Source organism: Rhodophyticola sp. SM2404 (assembly GCF_053570515.1).
The window spans coordinates 96,185-112,289 of the sequence record NZ_JBSEDL010000001.1; the positions used below are offsets into that span (position 1 = coordinate 96,185).

Here is a 16,105-nt window from a genome sequence, read left to right on the forward strand (position 1 = left end):
GACTCAGGCCAGTAATTCAGCCAAAGTGAGCGCCATAACCTGCGCCGCATCAACCATGTCTTGAACGCTCACCCATTCATCAGGTTGATGGGCGAGGTCCAGAATACCTGGGCCATAGGCAATACAATTTTTAAGCCGCCCGATCCTGTCAATATGCTTTTGGTCATAGGTGCCGGGGCTGACCACGAACTCAGCCTGACGGGATAAAACCTTTTCAATTGCGGCTTGAACTGTGCGCACAACAGGCGCGTTTTCATCCGTCATCGTTGGGTGCACTTCGAAAAGATCGCGCAGCTCATATTCGAATTTGGGGCGCTGGGCTTTGACCCTTTCCAGCATCGAAGTGATTTCGGCTTTCACCTGATCGATGTCTTCCTCAATCAGGAACCTTCGATCGATGATGATGCGGCAGCGATCTGCGACGCAAGGGGCGGGCAGACCTGTATAATCCTCGCTCTGCTCAGCCTCGCCGCCATGGATCGAGTTGATGTTCAGCGTTGACTGCTTTGCGCCTTCTGGGACCACGGGCATATCCGTGTGCTTTGATGCAAGCAGCGGGTAAAGATAGCGCTCCATCTCTTCCAACACGGCTCCCATATGGCGAATGGCGCTATCGCCCAGAAACGGCATGGAGCCATGCGCAATACGGCCCTTGGTTTCAATCTCGGCCCACCACACGCCACGATGTCCGAGGCAAATGCGGTCTTTGTTAAGCGGTTCTGGAATGATCACATGCTGCACACGATCAGGGTCAAAATAGCCCCGCTTGGCCAGATAGGCCACGCCGCCATAACCGCCCGATTCTTCATCTGCCGTGGCGCTGATCTCAATTGCCCCTGCAAAATCGGGGCAGGTCTCCAGAAAGGCCTCTGCGGCAATCACGCTTGAGGCGAGGCCACCCTTCATATCACAGGCCCCACGGCCATAAACACGCCCGTCTTTCAACTCGCCCCCGAAAGGGTCGGTCGTCCAGCCATGGCCCACCTCAACCACATCGTGGTGGCTGTTGAAATGGACGCAATCGCCTGCGCGCGGCCCTTCGCGGCGCGCAACCATGTTCCAGCGTGGATATTGATCGGAATCGGCAGGGGCGCCCTCGGCTCGGATCAATTCAACGACAAACCCTTTGTCGCGCAGCCGCGCGCCCAGAAATTCACAAATCTCGAAATATTTCAGACCCGGTGGGTTGAGGGTCGGGATTTGAATGAGGTCTTGGCACAGCTGTACCAGCTCGGCTTCTTTTGCAGCCACCGCCAATTTGAGTACATCGTCGAGCTTTGTCATAATTGCGACCTTGCGCGCGTAATTCTGGTCATGCAAGCCCTGCTCATAGGGTTTCGGCACCCTATATTAGAGGTTAAGCTTGTTTCATCATTTAGGAGGCCGAACATGCTTGGGATTGCCAGATTGGCAGTGGTGATGATGGTCGTTCTGTCGATTTTCTACGTGTTTTTGTTTCTCTACTTGCGGTCAGGCATCAAAATGCGGCTAGAAGAGGGATGGGTGATGGAAGGCAGACCGGGCGAGCGCGAGGACTGGGTGGACACTCGCCTTGCACCGAAAGCTGCGCGCTTGCATGGCTGGCTCATAGTGATTGTCTATGTGCTGCCGATCGTGTCATTAGGAGCCTTTGTGTTTCTGACCAACTGATTTCTGAAAGGGGCCCTGCCGATGCGCTGGCCACGGATTATATTTTACCTGATCTTGCTCGTCATTGCGGTGGCATTCCTGCATTACACCTTGCCACAACGCGATATTGTTCGCGTGGCAGATACCGAGATCATCCGGCAGGATTTTTCGGGTTGGAACCGCACTTTTTATGCGCAAGCTGATAGTGGTAATGCGCAAACAACCAGTCGCGATTTGCGGTTGATCAATACGATTTCGGCGGATGGTACCGTAAGGGTCTATCGCAACGAAGATACGGGGTTTGGTTGGCCACCCTATTTCAAATTCAACAGTGCCGATCTGCAAGCCGAAGCTGCAAGCTTGATCTCATCGGCTGCAGAAACCGAATGGATTGCGGTGACACATTATGGCTGGCGATCGCAGCTTCTGACCACCTATCCGAATGCTGTTGCGCTGAACCCAGTGGCAGGACCTGATACGCGCCTTTTCCCTTGGGTGAATATCATCCTGCTGATTGTCTTCGCTCTGTTCATATTCTTGCTGTGGCGCATGTGGGAAAGATTTGAAGATCGCGTGATCGATCCGCTGGTGGATAAATCCTCGGTTCAATGGGCGAAGTTCAAAGACCGTTTCAAGCGCTGAGGGTTAGACGGGGGCTCTGCCCCCGCGGGTGGCCTTGCCACCCGTCCCCCGAGGTATTTTGAAAACAAAGAAAGATGGAGAATCTGTCTTCCTATCTTTGCTTTACAAATACTTCCGCCGGAGGCCGCGCGCTCATCGGGGCCTCGATGGCCCCGATGAGCGCATGCCTTCATGCGCCATAGGGAACCCAGATCGTTTTTACATCGGTTGCTTTTTGAAGGAAGAGACGACCCTCGCCTTGATGCCCGAGCCAATCGGGGTTGCCTGACTCATTGAGCCAAAGGCGTTTGAGGTTCGAGCAGGAGGCGTCTTCCAGAATGGCCTGCTTTGCCGTTGAGGAGAATGACCAGAGCCCGTCCACATCCATATGACCAGCAAGCGCTTTGCCAAGTTCGGTGTGATCGCCCGTTATGATATTGACCACGCCCGCAGGGACATCCGAGGTGTCGAGGATTTGATAGAGATCGGTTGCTGCCAAAGGCGCGGCTTGGCTAGTGACCAAGATGACGCGGTTGCCCATTGCGATGGCGGGGGCGAGAGTGGAAATCGCGCCGAGCAGCGGGGCCTCATCGGGGCAGAGGGCTGCAATCACGCCCAAGGGCTCATTCATAGCAAGGGCAACCCCGCGCAAGGGTACGGATTTGACCTGCCCGTCGTATTTATCGGCCCATGCCCCATAGGAGAAGAGGCGCGCGATTGCGGCCTCGACTTCGGCGTCGGCCTTTCCTTTAGCTACACCCGTCAGATCGCTTAGACGCGCTGTGAATTCGGCAGCTCTCGCTGATAGGTTTTCAGCAATATAGTAAAGGATTTGCGCCCTTAAATGGCCTGTTGTTTTGCTCCAGCCCGAAGCTCCGCGCGCGGCCTCAACAGCATTTCGAACATCTTTGCGGCTTCCGATACCGACATGGCCGAGGATTTTTCCTTTGGGAGAGAACACCGCTCGGGAATACCCGCTATCGGGGCGCGATTGCTTGCCGCCGATATACATTTTTGCAGTCCGGTCCAGATCGGGTGCCGCTGCATTGGCAGGGGGCGCGATTGGATGGAGCGGTTTGACTGGGGTCATTTTTGCGCGAGGTTTGAGATAGCTCAAAAGCCCTTCCCATCCGCCTTCCCGCCCAAAGCCGCTTTCGCGGGTGCCGCCAAATCCGGCGGCAGCATCGAAGAGGTTGGTGGCATTTACCCAGACAACACCCGCGACCAGTTTCGGCGCGATATCCAGGGCCAGATTGATGTTCTCGCTCCAGAGGCTGGCGGCCAATCCATAGCGGGTGTTATTGGCCAGTTCCACGGCCTCGCTTGGTGTTCGGAATGTGGTGGAGACAAGGACGGGGCCGAAGATCTCCTCTTGCATCAGGGGCGATGAGGGGGAGAGGCCCGTGATCAGGGTGGGGGGGTAGAAGCAGCCTTGCTCTGGCATGGAGATGGCGGCCTGATAGGTCTCGCCCTCGTTATTGCTATCGACCAGACGCGTGATGGTCTGGTGCTGGATCGGGTCGACCACTGCGCCGATATCGATGCATTTATCCAATGGATCGCCGATGCGCAGTTTGTCCATGCGGGCCTTCAGGCGTTTGTGGAAATCCTCGGCGATGCCTTCTTGCACCAGAAGGCGCGAGCCTGCGCAACAGACCTGCCCCTGATTGAACCAGATCGCATCGACAAGCCCTTCGATCGCGCTGTCGATATCGGCATCCTCAAAGACGATATAGGGAGATTTGCCGCCAAGCTCCAAGGTGAGGGCTTTGCCTTGGCCTGCGGTCGCGCGCCGAATTTGGCGGCCGACCTCGGTAGAGCCAGTGAAGGCGATTTTTGCGATGCCGTCATGCGTTGTGATGGCCTCACCCGTTGCGCCATCGCCCGTGACAATATTGACCACGCCTGCGGGTAGGCCCGCCTCCGTGCAGATTTGTGCGAACAGAAGCGCCGTAAGGGATGTATATTCCGCAGGTTTCAGCACGACGGTATTTCCGGCGGCCAAAGCAGGGGCGATTTTCCATGCCAGCATTAGAAGAGGGAAGTTCCACGGGATCACCTGACCACAGACCCCCAATGCTTCATGGTCGGGAAGTTCGTGCTCCTGCAATTGCGCCAAGCCTGCGTGATAGTAGAAATGGCGCTGCGCGAGCGGGATATCGATATCGCGGCTTTCGCGGATCGGTTTGCCGTTATCCATCGTTTCCAGCACAGCAAAGAGACGGCTGTGTTTCTGCAGCAGCCGCGCAATCGCATAGAGATATTTTGCGCGTTTATGACCCGAAAGCTTGGACCATTTTGGGAAGGCTTTTTGGGCCGCTTTCACCGCAAGATCGACATCTTGCGCTGTGCCTTGGCTGATTTGGGCAAGCTCTTCGCCCGTTGCGGGGTTTCGGGTGGCGAAACTTTCCTTGGCCTTTGTAAAGCCACCATCAATGAAATGACCGAATTCGGGGCCATTTTCGGCGATCCATGCCCGCGCCTCCTTGTCGGATTCAGGGGCAGGGCCGTAATCCATGCTCTCGAAGATATCGGCTGTGGTCATGTCATGCTCTTCTTGGGGAAACGGAAGGAAAGGAGGCGGCCATATCTCATGCCATCGGATGTCTATAGCTGGCGGAGTACTCGCCTGTTGCGTGATGTTCGAGTTGGCGCTCGATATCTCCCAAAAGGCTTGAGGCGCCAAAGCGGAAGAGGTCAGGTTGCAGCCAGCGATTGCCAAGTTCTTCTTTCATCAGGCTGAGATAGACCAACGCGTCCTTCGCCTTGGAAATGCCGCCGGCAGGTTTGTAGCCCACTTTGAACCCTGTTGCGGCTTCATAGGCGCGAATGGCGCGGATCATCACGAGGCTGACGGGCAGGGTGGCGTTTACGCTTTCCTTGCCTGTTGAGGTCTTGATGAAATCGGCCCCAGCCATCATGCAGATCACCGAGGCTTTGGCGACATTGCGCAAAGTGCCCAATTCTCCCGTTGCAAGGATCGCTTTGACATGGGCCTCGCCGCATGCCGTGCGAAATTCCTGCATCTCGTCATATAGGGCCTGCCAATTGCCTGTCAGAACATGGCGGCGCGAGATGACGATATCGATTTCCTTGGCCCCTGCGCGCACGCTTTCCCCAATTTCGGCGACGCGGAGCTTGAAGGGCGAAAGACCTGCGGGAAACCCAGTTGAAACGGCGGCCACAGGGATAGAGCTGCCTTCCAGCGCGCGCAGGGCGGTCTCGACCATCTCGTGGTAGACGCAGACCGCCCCCGTTGTCAGAGCGGGCAGGCCAAGCGTATCGAGGATATCCTGCCGAACAGGTTGGCGCGCTTTTGCGCAAAGACGCCGCACGCGCCCCTCGGTATCATCCCCCGAAAGGGTCGTGAGGTCGATCAATGTGATCGCCTTAGCCAGCCAAGCGGCCTGAAATTCCTTCTTCACGCTGCGCCGGCCTGGCAGGCTGGCGGCGCGGCGCTCGATGGCTGAGGTATTGGCTTGCAGGCTGGCCACCCAGTCCAGATCAAGCGGCATGCCTGCATTGCGCGGCTCTTGCACCTGCGGAAGCTGGGGCTTGGTGATGCCGGCGGGGTTGGTTTGGATCACTGTCATGGTGTTCACTGGTTTAGAGGTTTGAATCAAGCGTCTCATGGGTGGTGGCCAAAGGCAAGCTTGACCAAATGGTAAAATTTATAATGGCCGCACAAAAGCGTGACACCACCCCCGCCACGCGCTAAGGGGAGGCCGTAATTCTATGGGAGACTCCGATGAGTTTTGACCGTTCTGTCAAGATTGCCCCTTCTATCCTTTCCGCTGATTTTGCTGATTTCGGACGGGAAATTCAGGCCATTGAGGCGCAAGGTGCCGATTGGGTCCATATCGATGTAATGGATGGCCATTTTGTGCCGAACCTGACCTTCGGGCCGCCTGCCGTGAAGGCGTTTCGCAAGCATGTGAAAACGGTGATGGATGTTCATCTGATGATCTCGCCTGTCGATGCCTATATCGATGCCTATGCCGAGGCGGGTGCGGATATCCTCACGGCGCATATCGAAGCGGGCCCCCATATCCACCGCACGCTTCAGGCGATCCGTGGTGCGGGGATGAAAGCGGGTGTGGCGCTTAACCCTGGCACGCCTGCCGAGGCTGTTGCCCATCTGCTGGATTTGACCGATCTGATCTGTGTGATGACCGTGAACCCCGGATTTGGCGGGCAAAAATTCATCGATATGTCGGATAAAATTCGCAGCCTGCGGTCCATGATCGGGGATCGGCCTGTTCATATCGAAATCGATGGCGGTGTTGACCCCAATACAGCCCCGCTGGTTGTGAACGCAGGGGCGGATGTTTTGGTTGCAGGATCGGCCGTATTCAAAGGCGGCTCGGTCGATAAGCCCGAGGTCTATGGTGACAATATGCGCGCGATCCGCGCCTCGATCGGCGGTTGATCCGCGCGTCTCAATTGCACAAAAAAGCCCCGCCTGACTTGCATCACGCGGGGCTTTTTCGTGAGTGGGGGTCAGTTTGCTGTCGGGCCCGCTTCAAGCACGTCTTCCAAGGTGCGCAAGCCTGTGCGCGGGGCCTGAACAAGCACGCTCATATTGCCGGGCTTATGTTCATTGCGCAGCATTTTGGTATGCGCGCCGGGCAGTTCGGCCCATGGGAACACTTCGGACATGCACGGGTCAAGGCGACGCTCGATCATTAGCTTGTTGGCTGCAGCCGCCTGTTTGAGATGGGCGAAATGGCTGCCCTGAAGGCGCTTTTGATGCATCCACATATAGCGGACATCGAATGTGCAATTGAAACCCGAGGTGCCTGCACAAATCACGACCATGCCGCCCTTTTTGCACACGAGCGTCGAGACGGGGAAAGTCGCCTCACCGGGGTGTTCGAAAACGATATCGACATTATTGCCCTTGCCAGTGATGTCCCAGATCGCCTTGCCGAATTTGCGGGCTTCGGTGAACCATTCTTTGTATTCAGGCGTGCCGACAGGGGGCAGTTGACCCCAGCAATTGAAATCCTTGCGGTTGATCACGCCTTTTGCGCCAAGCGACATCACGAAATCGCGCTTATCCTCATCCGAGATCACGGCAATCGCATTTGCACCTGCCGTATTGATCAGCTGGATCGCATAAACCCCAAGGCCGCCAGACGCGCCCCAGACCAGAACATTCTGACCAGGCTTCAATTCATGGGGGTGATGCCCGAACAGCATCCGATAGGCGGTTGCGAGGGTTAGCGTGTAGCAGGCGCTTTCCTCCCAAGTCAGGTGCTTGGGGCGGGGCATCAATTGCTGCGCTTGAACACGGGTGAATTGTGCAAAGGAGCCATCGGGCGTCTCATAGCCCCAGATGCGCTGCGTGGGCGAGAACATCGGATCGCCGCCATTGCATTCCTCATCATCACCATCGTCTTGGTTACAATGGATTACGACTTCATCGCCGACCTTCCATGTTTTGACCTTATCGCCGACGGCCCAAACAATGCCCGAGGCATCGGAGCCTGCGATATGATAAGGTGCGCCGTGGCCGTCAAAAGGGCTGATCGGCTGGCCAAGGCCCGCCCATACGCCGTTGTAATTCACGCCAGCTGCCATCACGAGAACCAGAACCTCATGGCTGTCGATTGCGGGTGTTTCAACGACTTCCATCTCGAAGGCCTTGTCAGGCTCACCGTGGCGTTCGCGGCGGATGGCCCAAGAATACATCTGAGATGGCACATGCCCCATCGGAGGCATCTCGCCCATTTCATAAAGGTCTTTTTGCGGTGCGTCATAGATGACGGCTGCGGGATTGATATCCAAAGCCATGAGGCCTCCGTAGAATCGGCCATAGGTTTGGTTTGCCCATGGCGGTTGCTGCACTGCGGAATCATTCCGCTCCTGCAGCAATGTATAAAACGGCCACGCAATAATTCAAACGGAAAATGAATTTTTTTGAAATATTATGTCGCGAAGGATTTTCTAGGATGTTTGCGGAGCTTGCCTGTGCTCTGGTGAAACGGGCAATAAATGCTCGATCGAGGCTGCGTAAAAGGCGGCGAGGCGCTGCCCCTCCGCCGTGATATCGATCTCCCCCTCGGGTGATATTGTAAGCAATTTACGCTCCCGCAGGGTCCGCAAACCGAATTCGACTGTTCCGGCGATATCTTCTTCGGGGAGGTAGATGCTGGCGCCAAGGGCATTGGCCCTCGCGACGTTGTCTGTAACACCTTGCAGCAAAGCCGCTCTGTTGCGCGCCCCGTTGATCAGCGACAAACACAGCAAGGGCACAGGGGTGATGGGCATGACCTTACCAATGCGCGACATCAATTCCTCACCAAGGGCCTGTGTCTCATGGTTTTCATGCTGTTCCATAAATTCCGTCAGGCTAAGCGGATCACCAAAGCCGACCGCTGCGTAACCATAATGCCGAAAGCTACCCGTCAAACGCTGCCAAATCTGCCGCCGCAAGTAGCGATAGATCGGCTTGAGCGAGAAGCGGAACCGCCTTGTGCCTTTGGCATGGGCGTCAATCAGCACGCGGTCTTCCATGACGCGGTCATAATTCAAGGCAATCGGCACAAAGACGACATCACGGGAAACGCCCGGCTCAAACCCTTCTAGAATATAGGAGAAAAGGCCAAGTTTGGGCGCGCCGAGAGACCCCGTTTGGCTGAGTCCGCCTTCAGGAAAGACGGCTTGGGTCAACCCTGCCTCCGCGGCCATTTTTACATAGCGCGCCAAGACCTTGCGATAGAGCGGGTTATTGTAACGTCTGCGGATGAAATAACCGCCCAAAGCGCGCACGAGGCTGCGAAGCGGCCAGACACGCGCCCATTCCCCAACGGCATAGGCCAACGCTGATCGTTCCGCCGCCAACCATGTGACAAGGACATAGTCCATATTTGAGCGGTGGTTCATCACGAAAATCACGGTCGCATCAGGCGGGATCGCGGCAAGGGCTTGTTCATTCCCTTCTGTCAGGCGCACGCGGTAGAGGGATTTGCTGAAGAACCGCGCAAGACGGATTGCAAAGGTGAAATAGGTGAAGGCCGAAAACCCGGGCACGATCTCGCGCGCATAGCGTTCGGCGCGCTGAAAGACGACATCCTCGCGCACGCCCGTTTCCTTGGCATAGTCGGAAATCGCCTGCGCCACCTCGGGGTCATAAACGAGCCTGCGAATCGTATCGGTGCGTCGCGCCAGTTTAAACGGCTGAATTGGCCGCGTCAGGCGCTGGTTTAGACGTTCTACAGCCATTTCCAAGCGCCTGCGCAGAAACCAGCGCACCGATGGAAACAGGAAATGCGAGGCAAAGGTGACCGCTGCAAAAAGCACGATCAGGATAAAAAGCCAGAGCGGAACAGCCACAGTCGTCGTCATGTTGGGAAATTCGCAGGAAAGCCCGCTGCCCACAATCACAAGTTACGTGGCGGAGCGGCATTATTTTGCCGCAATGCAGCGAATTGACAGAGACATATAATTGTTCATATATCACACCAAGTGAAATTAAATTACGCATCTGTCGATTCTGGAGGCAAAATGGCCGCGCAACATTCAGACAAGCCTTGGCTCATTCGAACCTATGCAGGCCATTCGACTGCAAAAGCCTCTAACGCCTTGTATCGAAGCAATCTTGAAAAGGGACAGACGGGCCTTTCGGTTGCTTTCGATCTCCCCACCCAGACGGGTTATGACAGCGACCACGAGCTTGCACGCGGCGAGGTGGGCAAGGTGGGTGTTCCTGTTTCGCATCTGGGTGATATGCGCGCGCTGTTTGATGATATCCCGCTGGATAAGATGAATACCTCCATGACGATCAATGCGACGGCGCCTTGGCTTCTGTCGCTTTATATTGCTGTGGCGGAAGAGCAAGGCGCCGATATCGCGGCGCTTCAGGGCACTGTGCAGAACGATCTGATCAAAGAATATCTAAGCCGCGGCACCTATATCTGCCCGCCACAGCCCTCGTTGAAAATGATCGCGGATGTGGCGGAGTATTGCTATTCCAATGTGCCCAAATGGAACCCGATGAATGTGTGTTCCTACCATTTGCAAGAAGCGGGCGCGACGCCTGAGCAAGAGCTGTCCTTTGCATTGGCAACGGGGATTGCTGTTCTTGATGCATTAAAGCCGCGCGTTCCCGCCGAGGATTTTCCAGCCCTATGTGGCCGGATTTCTTTCTTTGTGAATGCGGGTATCCGTTTTGTCACCGAGATGTGCAAGATGCGAGCTTTCGTTGATCTCTGGGATGAGATCTTGTTGGAGCGCTACGGTGTGCAGGATGCGAAATTCAGGCGGTTCCGCTATGGGGTGCAGGTCAATTCTCTTGGCCTGACCGAGCAGCAGCCTGAGAATAACGTCTACCGTATTTTGATCGAAATGCTTGCCGTGACCTTGTCAAAAAAGGCGCGGGCCAGGGCCGTTCAGCTTCCTGCATGGAATGAGGCCTTGGGGCTTCCTCGCCCATGGGACCAGCAATGGTCCATGCGGATGCAGCAAATCATGGCCTTTGAAACCGACCTTTTGGAATATGAGGATCTGTTTGACGGCAATCCTGTGGTTGATGCCAAGGTTGAGGCCTTGAAAGAAGGTGCAAGGGCCGAATTGGCAAATCTCGACTCCATGGGAGGGGCGATTGCAGCCATCGATTATATGAAATCCCGCCTCGTCGAGAGCAATGCCGACCGCGTCAACGGTATCGAGCAAGGCAATACGGTTGTTGTCGGTGTTAATAGATTCACCCAATCCGAGCCTTCCCCTCTGGTCGGGGCCGATGGGGGCATCATGGTGGTTGATCCCGCAGTGGAGGCGAGCCAGATTGATGGATTGAAAGCGTGGCGCGAGGGGCGCGATGCAAGCGAGGTGACCCAAGCCTTGGCCGCGCTGCGAGCCGCCGCAATGGATGGTGAAAACATCATGCCTGCCTCAATCGCCGCTGCCAAAGCGGGCGTGACGACTGGTGAATGGGCGGGTGTTATGCGGGGCGTCTTTGGGGAATATCGCGGGCCAACGGGTGTTTCGAAAGCGGTCTCAAACAAAACTGAAGGCTTGGATGATATTCGCGATGCCGTTGATCTGGTCAGTGACAAGCTGGGACGACGGTTGAAATTTCTTGTTGGAAAGCCGGGATTGGACGGACATTCGAACGGGGCTGAACAAATCGCATTTCGGGCACGCGATTGCGGAATGGATATTTCCTATGAAGGGATACGCCTGACACCCGAGCAGATTGTTAAGGCTGCAAAGGCCGAAAATGCGCATGTCATTGGCCTGTCGATCCTGTCGGGCAGCCATATCCCTTTGATCAAAGATGTGATGGAGAGGCTGCGTGCTGAGGGGTTAGGAGATATCCCCGTTATTGTCGGTGGCATTATTCCCGATGAAGATGTGCAGGCCCTCAATTCCTTTGGCGTTTCACGTATCTATACGCCGAAAGACTTTGAATTGAATCGGATCATGATGGATATTGTGACACTGGCTGCGCCCAACCCAATTGCTGCGGAATAGGGCTCGGGGCCCCAATTTCATCAGTTGTTGACGATCAAAAGACATCCCGTTCTTGCTGAAGTAGATATCGAAATTTCTTGTTAAAATGGATTTTCAGTTCTATCCGAATGGGTTGACTTCCAGTTTGGAGAATTAAAAATGGCTATTGATCTTTCAACAATGTCGCTTTCGGAATTGCATGATTTGCGCAAGCAAGCGGATGTTGCGATCCGCGATTTTGAAAAACGTAAAAGAAAAGAAGCGCTTGCCGCGGCTCAAAAAGCGGCTCAGGAACATGGTTTCAGCCTTGAGGAAATTCTGGGTAAAAAGACGACTGGGCCCAAATCGCCACCAAAATACGCCAATCCTGAAGATGCATCCCAGACATGGACTGGTCGCGGACGCCAACCTGCTTGGGTCAAGGATGCCTTGGCTGCGGGAAAATCGCTGGATGATATGGCGATCTGAAGGTGACAGTTCATATTGGTGCGGAGCGTGGTGATATTGCCGAGACGGTTCTTATGCCCGGAGACCCGCTCCGCGCTAAATGGGCGGCCGAAACATTCCTAGAGGAACCACGTCTCGTGAATGAGGTGCGGGGAATTTATGGATTTACAGGGCGCTGGAATGGCCATCCTGTTACGATCCACGGCTCTGGCATGGGAATGCCCAGTTTTTCAATTTATGCAAATGAATTGATTAAGGATTTTGGCGTCAAGACCATCATCCGGATCGGCTCGGCAGGTGGAATGCAACCTAAGGTAAGACTGCGCGATGTTGTCTTAGCAATGACTGCGTCGACTTTGTCTTCGCCCTCATCAGGGATTTTTCGTGAATTGAATTTTGCGCCCTGTGCTGATTTTGACTTGCTACAAGCCGCGCAACGCATTGCCTTGGAGAAGGACGTGCCCACGCATGTTGGTGGCATTTATTCTTCAGATGTTTTTTATGATGAACGCCCTGATTTGAATGAAATAATGACGCGTCATGGGGTTTTGGCCGTCGAGATGGAAACAGCCGAATTGTATAATCTGGCAGCGCGCTATGGCATTCGTGCTTTGGCAGTTCTGACGATTTCCGACCACCTCCTGACGCATGAAGCCTTGCCTGCATCGGATCGGCAATCAAGCTTTTCCGATATGGTCGAGATTGCTTTAGGGGCGGCATTTTCCTGACCCATGCCCACGGTTTCGGTGGTGCTGAGTTGGGGGGCATTGCGGCTTTATGGTCTATGAAGAGTTTAGAGGGGCGCTGCCCCTCTTGGCCTTTGGCCAATTCACCCCGAGGTATTTTGGAAACAAAGAAATGCTGGGGTGGCCGCGAAGCTTGGAGCCACCCGATTGTCTTTTAAATCACGACGACGCTTAGTGGTGGGAAGCCGTTGAAGCCGACCGAGCTGTAACTTGACGTATAGGCCCCGCAATTCCGGATTATGATGCGATCGCCGCCCTTGAGGCCAAGTGGCAATTGAACGGGGCGCTTTTCATAGAGCACATCGGCACTGTCGCAGGAGGGGCCTGCGAGAATGCATGGGCCTGTCGCCTCATCGTCGTGATCGGTGATGAATTGATAGCGGATGGCCTCATCCATGGTTTCGGCGAGGCCAGAGAACTTACCGATATCAAGATAGACCCAACGGCAGAGATCATCATCGGATTTTCTGGAGACAAGCAGCACTTCGGCTGCGATCATGCCTGCTTCGGCGACAAGCCCGCGACCAGGCTCAGCCATGATGCGGATGTCTTGACCAAAGCGTTGCGTGACCTGCTCCATGACGTTTTGCGCGTAGAATGTGGGATGCGGGATCGCGTCGCCATAAAAGGCTGGGAAGCCGCCGCCGATATTGAGAAGTGTCAGGTTGAACCCTGCTTTGCAGGCCTCTGCCCAAATTGCTGCGACTTGATCGAGGGTTTCAGCCCACATGGCGGGGTCGCGGGTTTGGCTGCCGACATGGAAGGAGAAGCCCACAGGGTCGAGGCCAAGCTTGCGCGCATAGTGCAGCAGCGTGATCGCCTTGTCGCGCGATGTGCCGAATTTACGGGTCAGCGGCCAATCAGCTCCCGAGGCTTCAACGATCAAGCGGATATAGACCTGCGCCTTTGGGGCGTATTTGGCGATTTTTTCCAGCTCTTCTTCGGCATCGGCTGCGAAGAGGGTGATGCCAGCCGCGAAGGCAAAGGCGATATCACTGCAGCGTTTGACTGTATTTCCGAAGGAGATCGTCTCGGGGCGTGCGCCAAGCGATAGGCACAACTCGATCTCACCACGGGAGGCGGCATCAAAATGAGAACCAAGCGCGACCAGACGTGCGATCACTTCACGCTCTGGGTTGGCTTTTACGGCATAATGGATGTCAGCCCTGCCAAGCCCTGCTTTGAGCGCGTGATATTGCGCCTCCACATGGTCGATATCGAGGACAAGCGTGGGCTGGTCAAAACTGTTCTCACGAATGAAGGTTTCAATGCGGGAGGATGCGTCGACAGCAGTAGCTGCCGAGAAATCGGCGTATGTAGCGTTCATGGTCATCTCCAATAGACCCGGCCATATATGACCGCTCACTTCCAAGGGAGACGTTACCGTCGCTACGTAAACCACGTGGGAATTAGCCCACCTCGCCAGAGGCGCGTGCGTTGGCGTCTATGTCGCGGCGTTTGCTTGTTTTGGTGAGTCGATGCAAGTGGAATTTTTCAGGGATCTGAAAATATCACCTTTGGCAGCAGGCGCGACCAAAAGGGTTGAGATCAGCGACCATGGCTTTGATCATAGGCGTTGAGGTCTGCGCTCTGGAAATCTTGGGTCAGGTCGCAATCAAAAACCTCGATCTTGAGGGGGTAGCAGGCGGCTGTGTCGGAGGAATGCTCCGAGCTACAATCCCCGCCCGGGCAAGCCGAGAGGGCGCCGAGCAGGTCGATTTCTGCCAGAAAATCAATGTGATCGCCGGGGCGAACGGGGCTGGCTTTCATGAAATACTGGCCCGTGTCGCGGGTGAAGCCTGTGCACATGAAGACATTGAGCACGTCATGGATATGCGGCTCGGCTTGCTCGAGGGAGAGCCCCGTTTCATCGGCCAGCGCACGCGTTAGGTTGGAGTGGCAGCAATGATGGTATTGCCCGCCTGACAACAGGTTATGCGTATAAGGGTCGCAGCGGGTGCCGATCACGTCATGGACCGAGCCACCAAAGGAATCGATGCCGTACCAGCTCAGCGTATCCTCGATGATCGTTGCCATCGGGCGCAGATGCGGCAGGTTCGACCAAAGCCGTTCGCCCGTTGTGACATGTGTGCCATGTAAGGCGCGGGTCTTGCCCGAGAAGAACCGCTCGGACAAATCATGCGCATTCCAAAGATTGAGATCACCGACCTGCGGGCCATCAACCGAGGATATGCGGAAGACCTGCCCGGCTTTCACATGAAAACAGGCCGCATCACGTGCGGGGGCGATGGTCTCGGAGCGTTTGACGAGGCCCGTTTTGGCAGCAGTGCTGCGTGCGGCATCGATGGGGGGCAGGCTGTCATTGGGGTAGCAGATCACGGGTTTGACAGCGCGGCGGGCGTCGGCGTCATGGGGGGCGTTGTTTTGGTCGAGATTTGGGTTGGGCATCGCTGGCATCCTATTTTCGGTGATGAAGGCAGGGCTGTGTGAAATTGGCAAGTGGTGTCGTTGGGGGCGCCCGTGTTTTTGAAGATCGCGCAGTTTTAGTTTTTTTCGTGCTATTTTAAATATTCTTCTTGCGGGGGGGGGCAATTTTAAGCTATGGTAGAATTAGCGAAATCAGCGCTATCTTAGCTAATATTGGAGTGTTGAAATGGACATGATTTATCTCCCTGTGCCTCGAAAGTTGTACAACGATGTCACTCGGTTTTCTGATGGAAAGGTCGATCTGATTGAGTTCGCGTTGATGCTCTTTGATGATCACATTCAGTTCACCGAAGAGGACGATGCTCACGGCATTTTTGGTACGCGGTTCGAGGAATTCTTGGCTGCGCACTACCCAGAAATTTTATCGGACAGGGCTGCCCGTGATTTTGACAGAAATCATGGGGAGAAGCAGAAGGATATAAAGCCACTGGTTTGGAAGGAAGTTGTTGTTCCAAATGGCTCTCAAGTAAGAATGCAGTATGCCAATGCCTACCATTTTGCAAAAGTGGTCGACGGAAAAATTGAAGACTCGACGGGCCGCTATACTCCATCTGAATGGGCTTCAAAGGTTGCGTCTGGAACGAGCAGAAACGCTTGGCGTGATTTGTCGTTTCGCTTTCCTCACCGCCCAGAATGGTCGCCTGCGTTGATGCTGCGGGAAGCGGCGAGAGTGAAGAAAGTCCATTTGGGGGGCGACAATGCGTAAAATCGAGCGAGAGTACCGTAGACTGTGCCGTCGAGAAGGAGTTGTGCTACGC

The 16,105-nt window shown here is 55.2% G+C and carries 14 protein-coding genes; 7 read left to right on the forward strand and 7 right to left on the reverse strand.

Translation table 11 applies throughout. The features are described 5' to 3' along the window. Positions 1-3 precede the first annotated feature (3 nt). Complete coding sequence (locus ACTYEO_RS00485) at positions 4-1,284, reverse strand: acetylornithine deacetylase/succinyl-diaminopimelate desuccinylase family protein (RefSeq protein WP_449321749.1); 1,281 nt, start codon at positions 1,282-1,284, stop codon at positions 4-6. A 105-nt stretch (positions 1,285-1,389) separates the two neighbouring features. Here ACTYEO_RS00485 and ACTYEO_RS00490 point away from each other — a divergent pair, with 105 nt between their 5' ends. Together ACTYEO_RS00490 and ACTYEO_RS00495 are read left to right on the forward strand one after the other, a co-directional pair. Beyond that, positions 1,390-1,650 carry a hypothetical protein gene (locus ACTYEO_RS00490; RefSeq protein WP_449321750.1) on the forward strand — a complete coding sequence of 87 codons (261 nt, stop codon included), beginning with the start codon at positions 1,390-1,392 and terminating at the stop codon, positions 1,648-1,650. 21 nt (positions 1,651-1,671) lie between these two features. After that, positions 1,672-2,271: a DUF1523 family protein gene (locus tag ACTYEO_RS00495; RefSeq protein ID WP_449321751.1), complete on the forward strand. Its 600-nt coding sequence runs from the start codon at positions 1,672-1,674 to the stop codon at positions 2,269-2,271. A 169-nt stretch (positions 2,272-2,440) separates the two neighbouring features. Here the strand turns inward: ACTYEO_RS00495 and ACTYEO_RS00500 are convergent, their stop codons facing one another. Further along, positions 2,441-4,795, reverse strand: a complete 2,355-nt coding sequence (locus tag ACTYEO_RS00500) for an aldehyde dehydrogenase family protein (protein WP_449321752.1) — start codon at positions 4,793-4,795, stop codon at positions 2,441-2,443. Positions 4,796-4,841: 46 nt separating this feature from the next. Beyond that, complete coding sequence (gene deoC / locus ACTYEO_RS00505) at positions 4,842-5,843, reverse strand: deoxyribose-phosphate aldolase (RefSeq protein ID WP_449321753.1); 1,002 nt, start codon at positions 5,841-5,843, stop codon at positions 4,842-4,844. A 155-nt stretch (positions 5,844-5,998) separates the two neighbouring features. Between deoC and rpe the strand changes: the two genes are divergently transcribed. Then, complete coding sequence (gene rpe, locus ACTYEO_RS00510) at positions 5,999-6,679, forward strand: ribulose-phosphate 3-epimerase (protein WP_449321754.1); 681 nt, start codon at positions 5,999-6,001, stop codon at positions 6,677-6,679. Positions 6,680-6,750: 71 nt separating this feature from the next. Here the strand turns inward: rpe and ccrA are convergent, their stop codons facing one another. Both ccrA and ACTYEO_RS00520 read right to left on the reverse strand, forming a co-directional pair. Continuing rightward, positions 6,751-8,046, reverse strand: a complete 1,296-nt coding sequence (gene ccrA / locus ACTYEO_RS00515) for a crotonyl-CoA carboxylase/reductase (RefSeq protein WP_449321755.1) — start codon at positions 8,044-8,046, stop codon at positions 6,751-6,753. Positions 8,047-8,199: 153 nt separating this feature from the next. Further along, a complete protein-coding gene (locus tag ACTYEO_RS00520) occupies positions 8,200-9,600 on the reverse strand; it encodes a 1-acyl-sn-glycerol-3-phosphate acyltransferase (protein ID WP_449321756.1) in 1,401 nt (466 codons plus the stop codon). A 159-nt stretch (positions 9,601-9,759) separates the two neighbouring features. Here ACTYEO_RS00520 and ACTYEO_RS00525 point away from each other — a divergent pair, with 159 nt between their 5' ends. The 3 genes from ACTYEO_RS00525 (at position 9,760) to deoD (ending at position 12,881) form a co-directional block, all read left to right on the forward strand. Then, the gene (locus ACTYEO_RS00525; RefSeq protein WP_449321757.1) at positions 9,760-11,727 is read left to right on the forward strand and encodes a methylmalonyl-CoA mutase family protein; all 1,968 of its coding nucleotides are present in this window, start codon (positions 9,760-9,762) and stop codon (positions 11,725-11,727) included. Between the two features lie 138 nt (positions 11,728-11,865). Further along, positions 11,866-12,174, forward strand: coding sequence for an H-NS histone family protein (locus ACTYEO_RS00530; RefSeq protein ID WP_449321758.1), 309 nt, complete (start codon positions 11,866-11,868; stop codon positions 12,172-12,174). A 2-nt stretch (positions 12,175-12,176) separates the two neighbouring features. Further along, positions 12,177-12,881: a purine-nucleoside phosphorylase gene (deoD, locus tag ACTYEO_RS00535; RefSeq protein WP_449321759.1), complete on the forward strand. Its 705-nt coding sequence runs from the start codon at positions 12,177-12,179 to the stop codon at positions 12,879-12,881. Positions 12,882-13,053: 172 nt separating this feature from the next. On the opposite strand, the gene ACTYEO_RS00540 is transcribed toward deoD, so the two are convergent. Both ACTYEO_RS00540 and ACTYEO_RS00545 read right to left on the reverse strand, forming a co-directional pair. Beyond that, positions 13,054-14,226 carry a type III PLP-dependent enzyme gene (locus tag ACTYEO_RS00540; RefSeq protein WP_449321760.1) on the reverse strand — a complete coding sequence of 391 codons (1,173 nt, stop codon included), beginning with the start codon at positions 14,224-14,226 and terminating at the stop codon, positions 13,054-13,056. 221 nt (positions 14,227-14,447) lie between these two features. Continuing rightward, positions 14,448-15,308: an urea carboxylase-associated family protein gene (locus ACTYEO_RS00545; protein WP_449321761.1), complete on the reverse strand. Its 861-nt coding sequence runs from the start codon at positions 15,306-15,308 to the stop codon at positions 14,448-14,450. A gap of 205 nt (positions 15,309-15,513) precedes the next feature. On the opposite strand from ACTYEO_RS00545, the gene ACTYEO_RS00550 reads away from it, so the two are divergent. Next, the gene (locus ACTYEO_RS00550; RefSeq protein ID WP_449321762.1) at positions 15,514-16,053 is read left to right on the forward strand and encodes a hypothetical protein; all 540 of its coding nucleotides are present in this window, start codon (positions 15,514-15,516) and stop codon (positions 16,051-16,053) included. The last annotated feature ends 52 nt before the right edge of the window (positions 16,054-16,105 follow it).

Excerpts from the sequence above, each read along its gene's own strand:
- rpe (WP_449321754.1), top strand. The coding sequence starts at position 5,999 with ATGAGTTTTGACCGTTCTGTCAAGATTGCCCCTTCTATCCTTTCCGCT.
- ACTYEO_RS00500 (WP_449321752.1), bottom strand. The coding sequence starts at position 4,795 with ATGACCACAGCCGATATCTTCGAGAGCATGGATTACGGCCCTGCCCCT.
- deoC (WP_449321753.1), bottom strand. The coding sequence starts at position 5,843 with ATGACAGTGATCCAAACCAACCCCGCCGGCATCACCAAGCCCCAGCTT.
- ACTYEO_RS00490 (WP_449321750.1), top strand. The coding sequence starts at position 1,390 with ATGCTTGGGATTGCCAGATTGGCAGTGGTGATGATGGTCGTTCTGTCG.
- ACTYEO_RS00530 (WP_449321758.1), top strand. The coding sequence starts at position 11,866 with ATGGCTATTGATCTTTCAACAATGTCGCTTTCGGAATTGCATGATTTG.
- ACTYEO_RS00545 (WP_449321761.1), bottom strand. The coding sequence starts at position 15,308 with ATGCCCAACCCAAATCTCGACCAAAACAACGCCCCCCATGACGCCGAC.
- ACTYEO_RS00485 (WP_449321749.1), bottom strand. The coding sequence starts at position 1,284 with ATGACAAAGCTCGACGATGTACTCAAATTGGCGGTGGCTGCAAAAGAA.
- ACTYEO_RS00520 (WP_449321756.1), bottom strand. The coding sequence starts at position 9,600 with ATGACGACGACTGTGGCTGTTCCGCTCTGGCTTTTTATCCTGATCGTG.
- ACTYEO_RS00540 (WP_449321760.1), bottom strand. The coding sequence starts at position 14,226 with ATGAACGCTACATACGCCGATTTCTCGGCAGCTACTGCTGTCGACGCA.
- ACTYEO_RS00550 (WP_449321762.1), top strand. The coding sequence starts at position 15,514 with ATGGACATGATTTATCTCCCTGTGCCTCGAAAGTTGTACAACGATGTC.
- ccrA (WP_449321755.1), bottom strand. The coding sequence starts at position 8,046 with ATGGCTTTGGATATCAATCCCGCAGCCGTCATCTATGACGCACCGCAA.
- ACTYEO_RS00525 (WP_449321757.1), top strand. The coding sequence starts at position 9,760 with ATGGCCGCGCAACATTCAGACAAGCCTTGGCTCATTCGAACCTATGCA.
- ACTYEO_RS00495 (WP_449321751.1), top strand. The coding sequence starts at position 1,672 with ATGCGCTGGCCACGGATTATATTTTACCTGATCTTGCTCGTCATTGCG.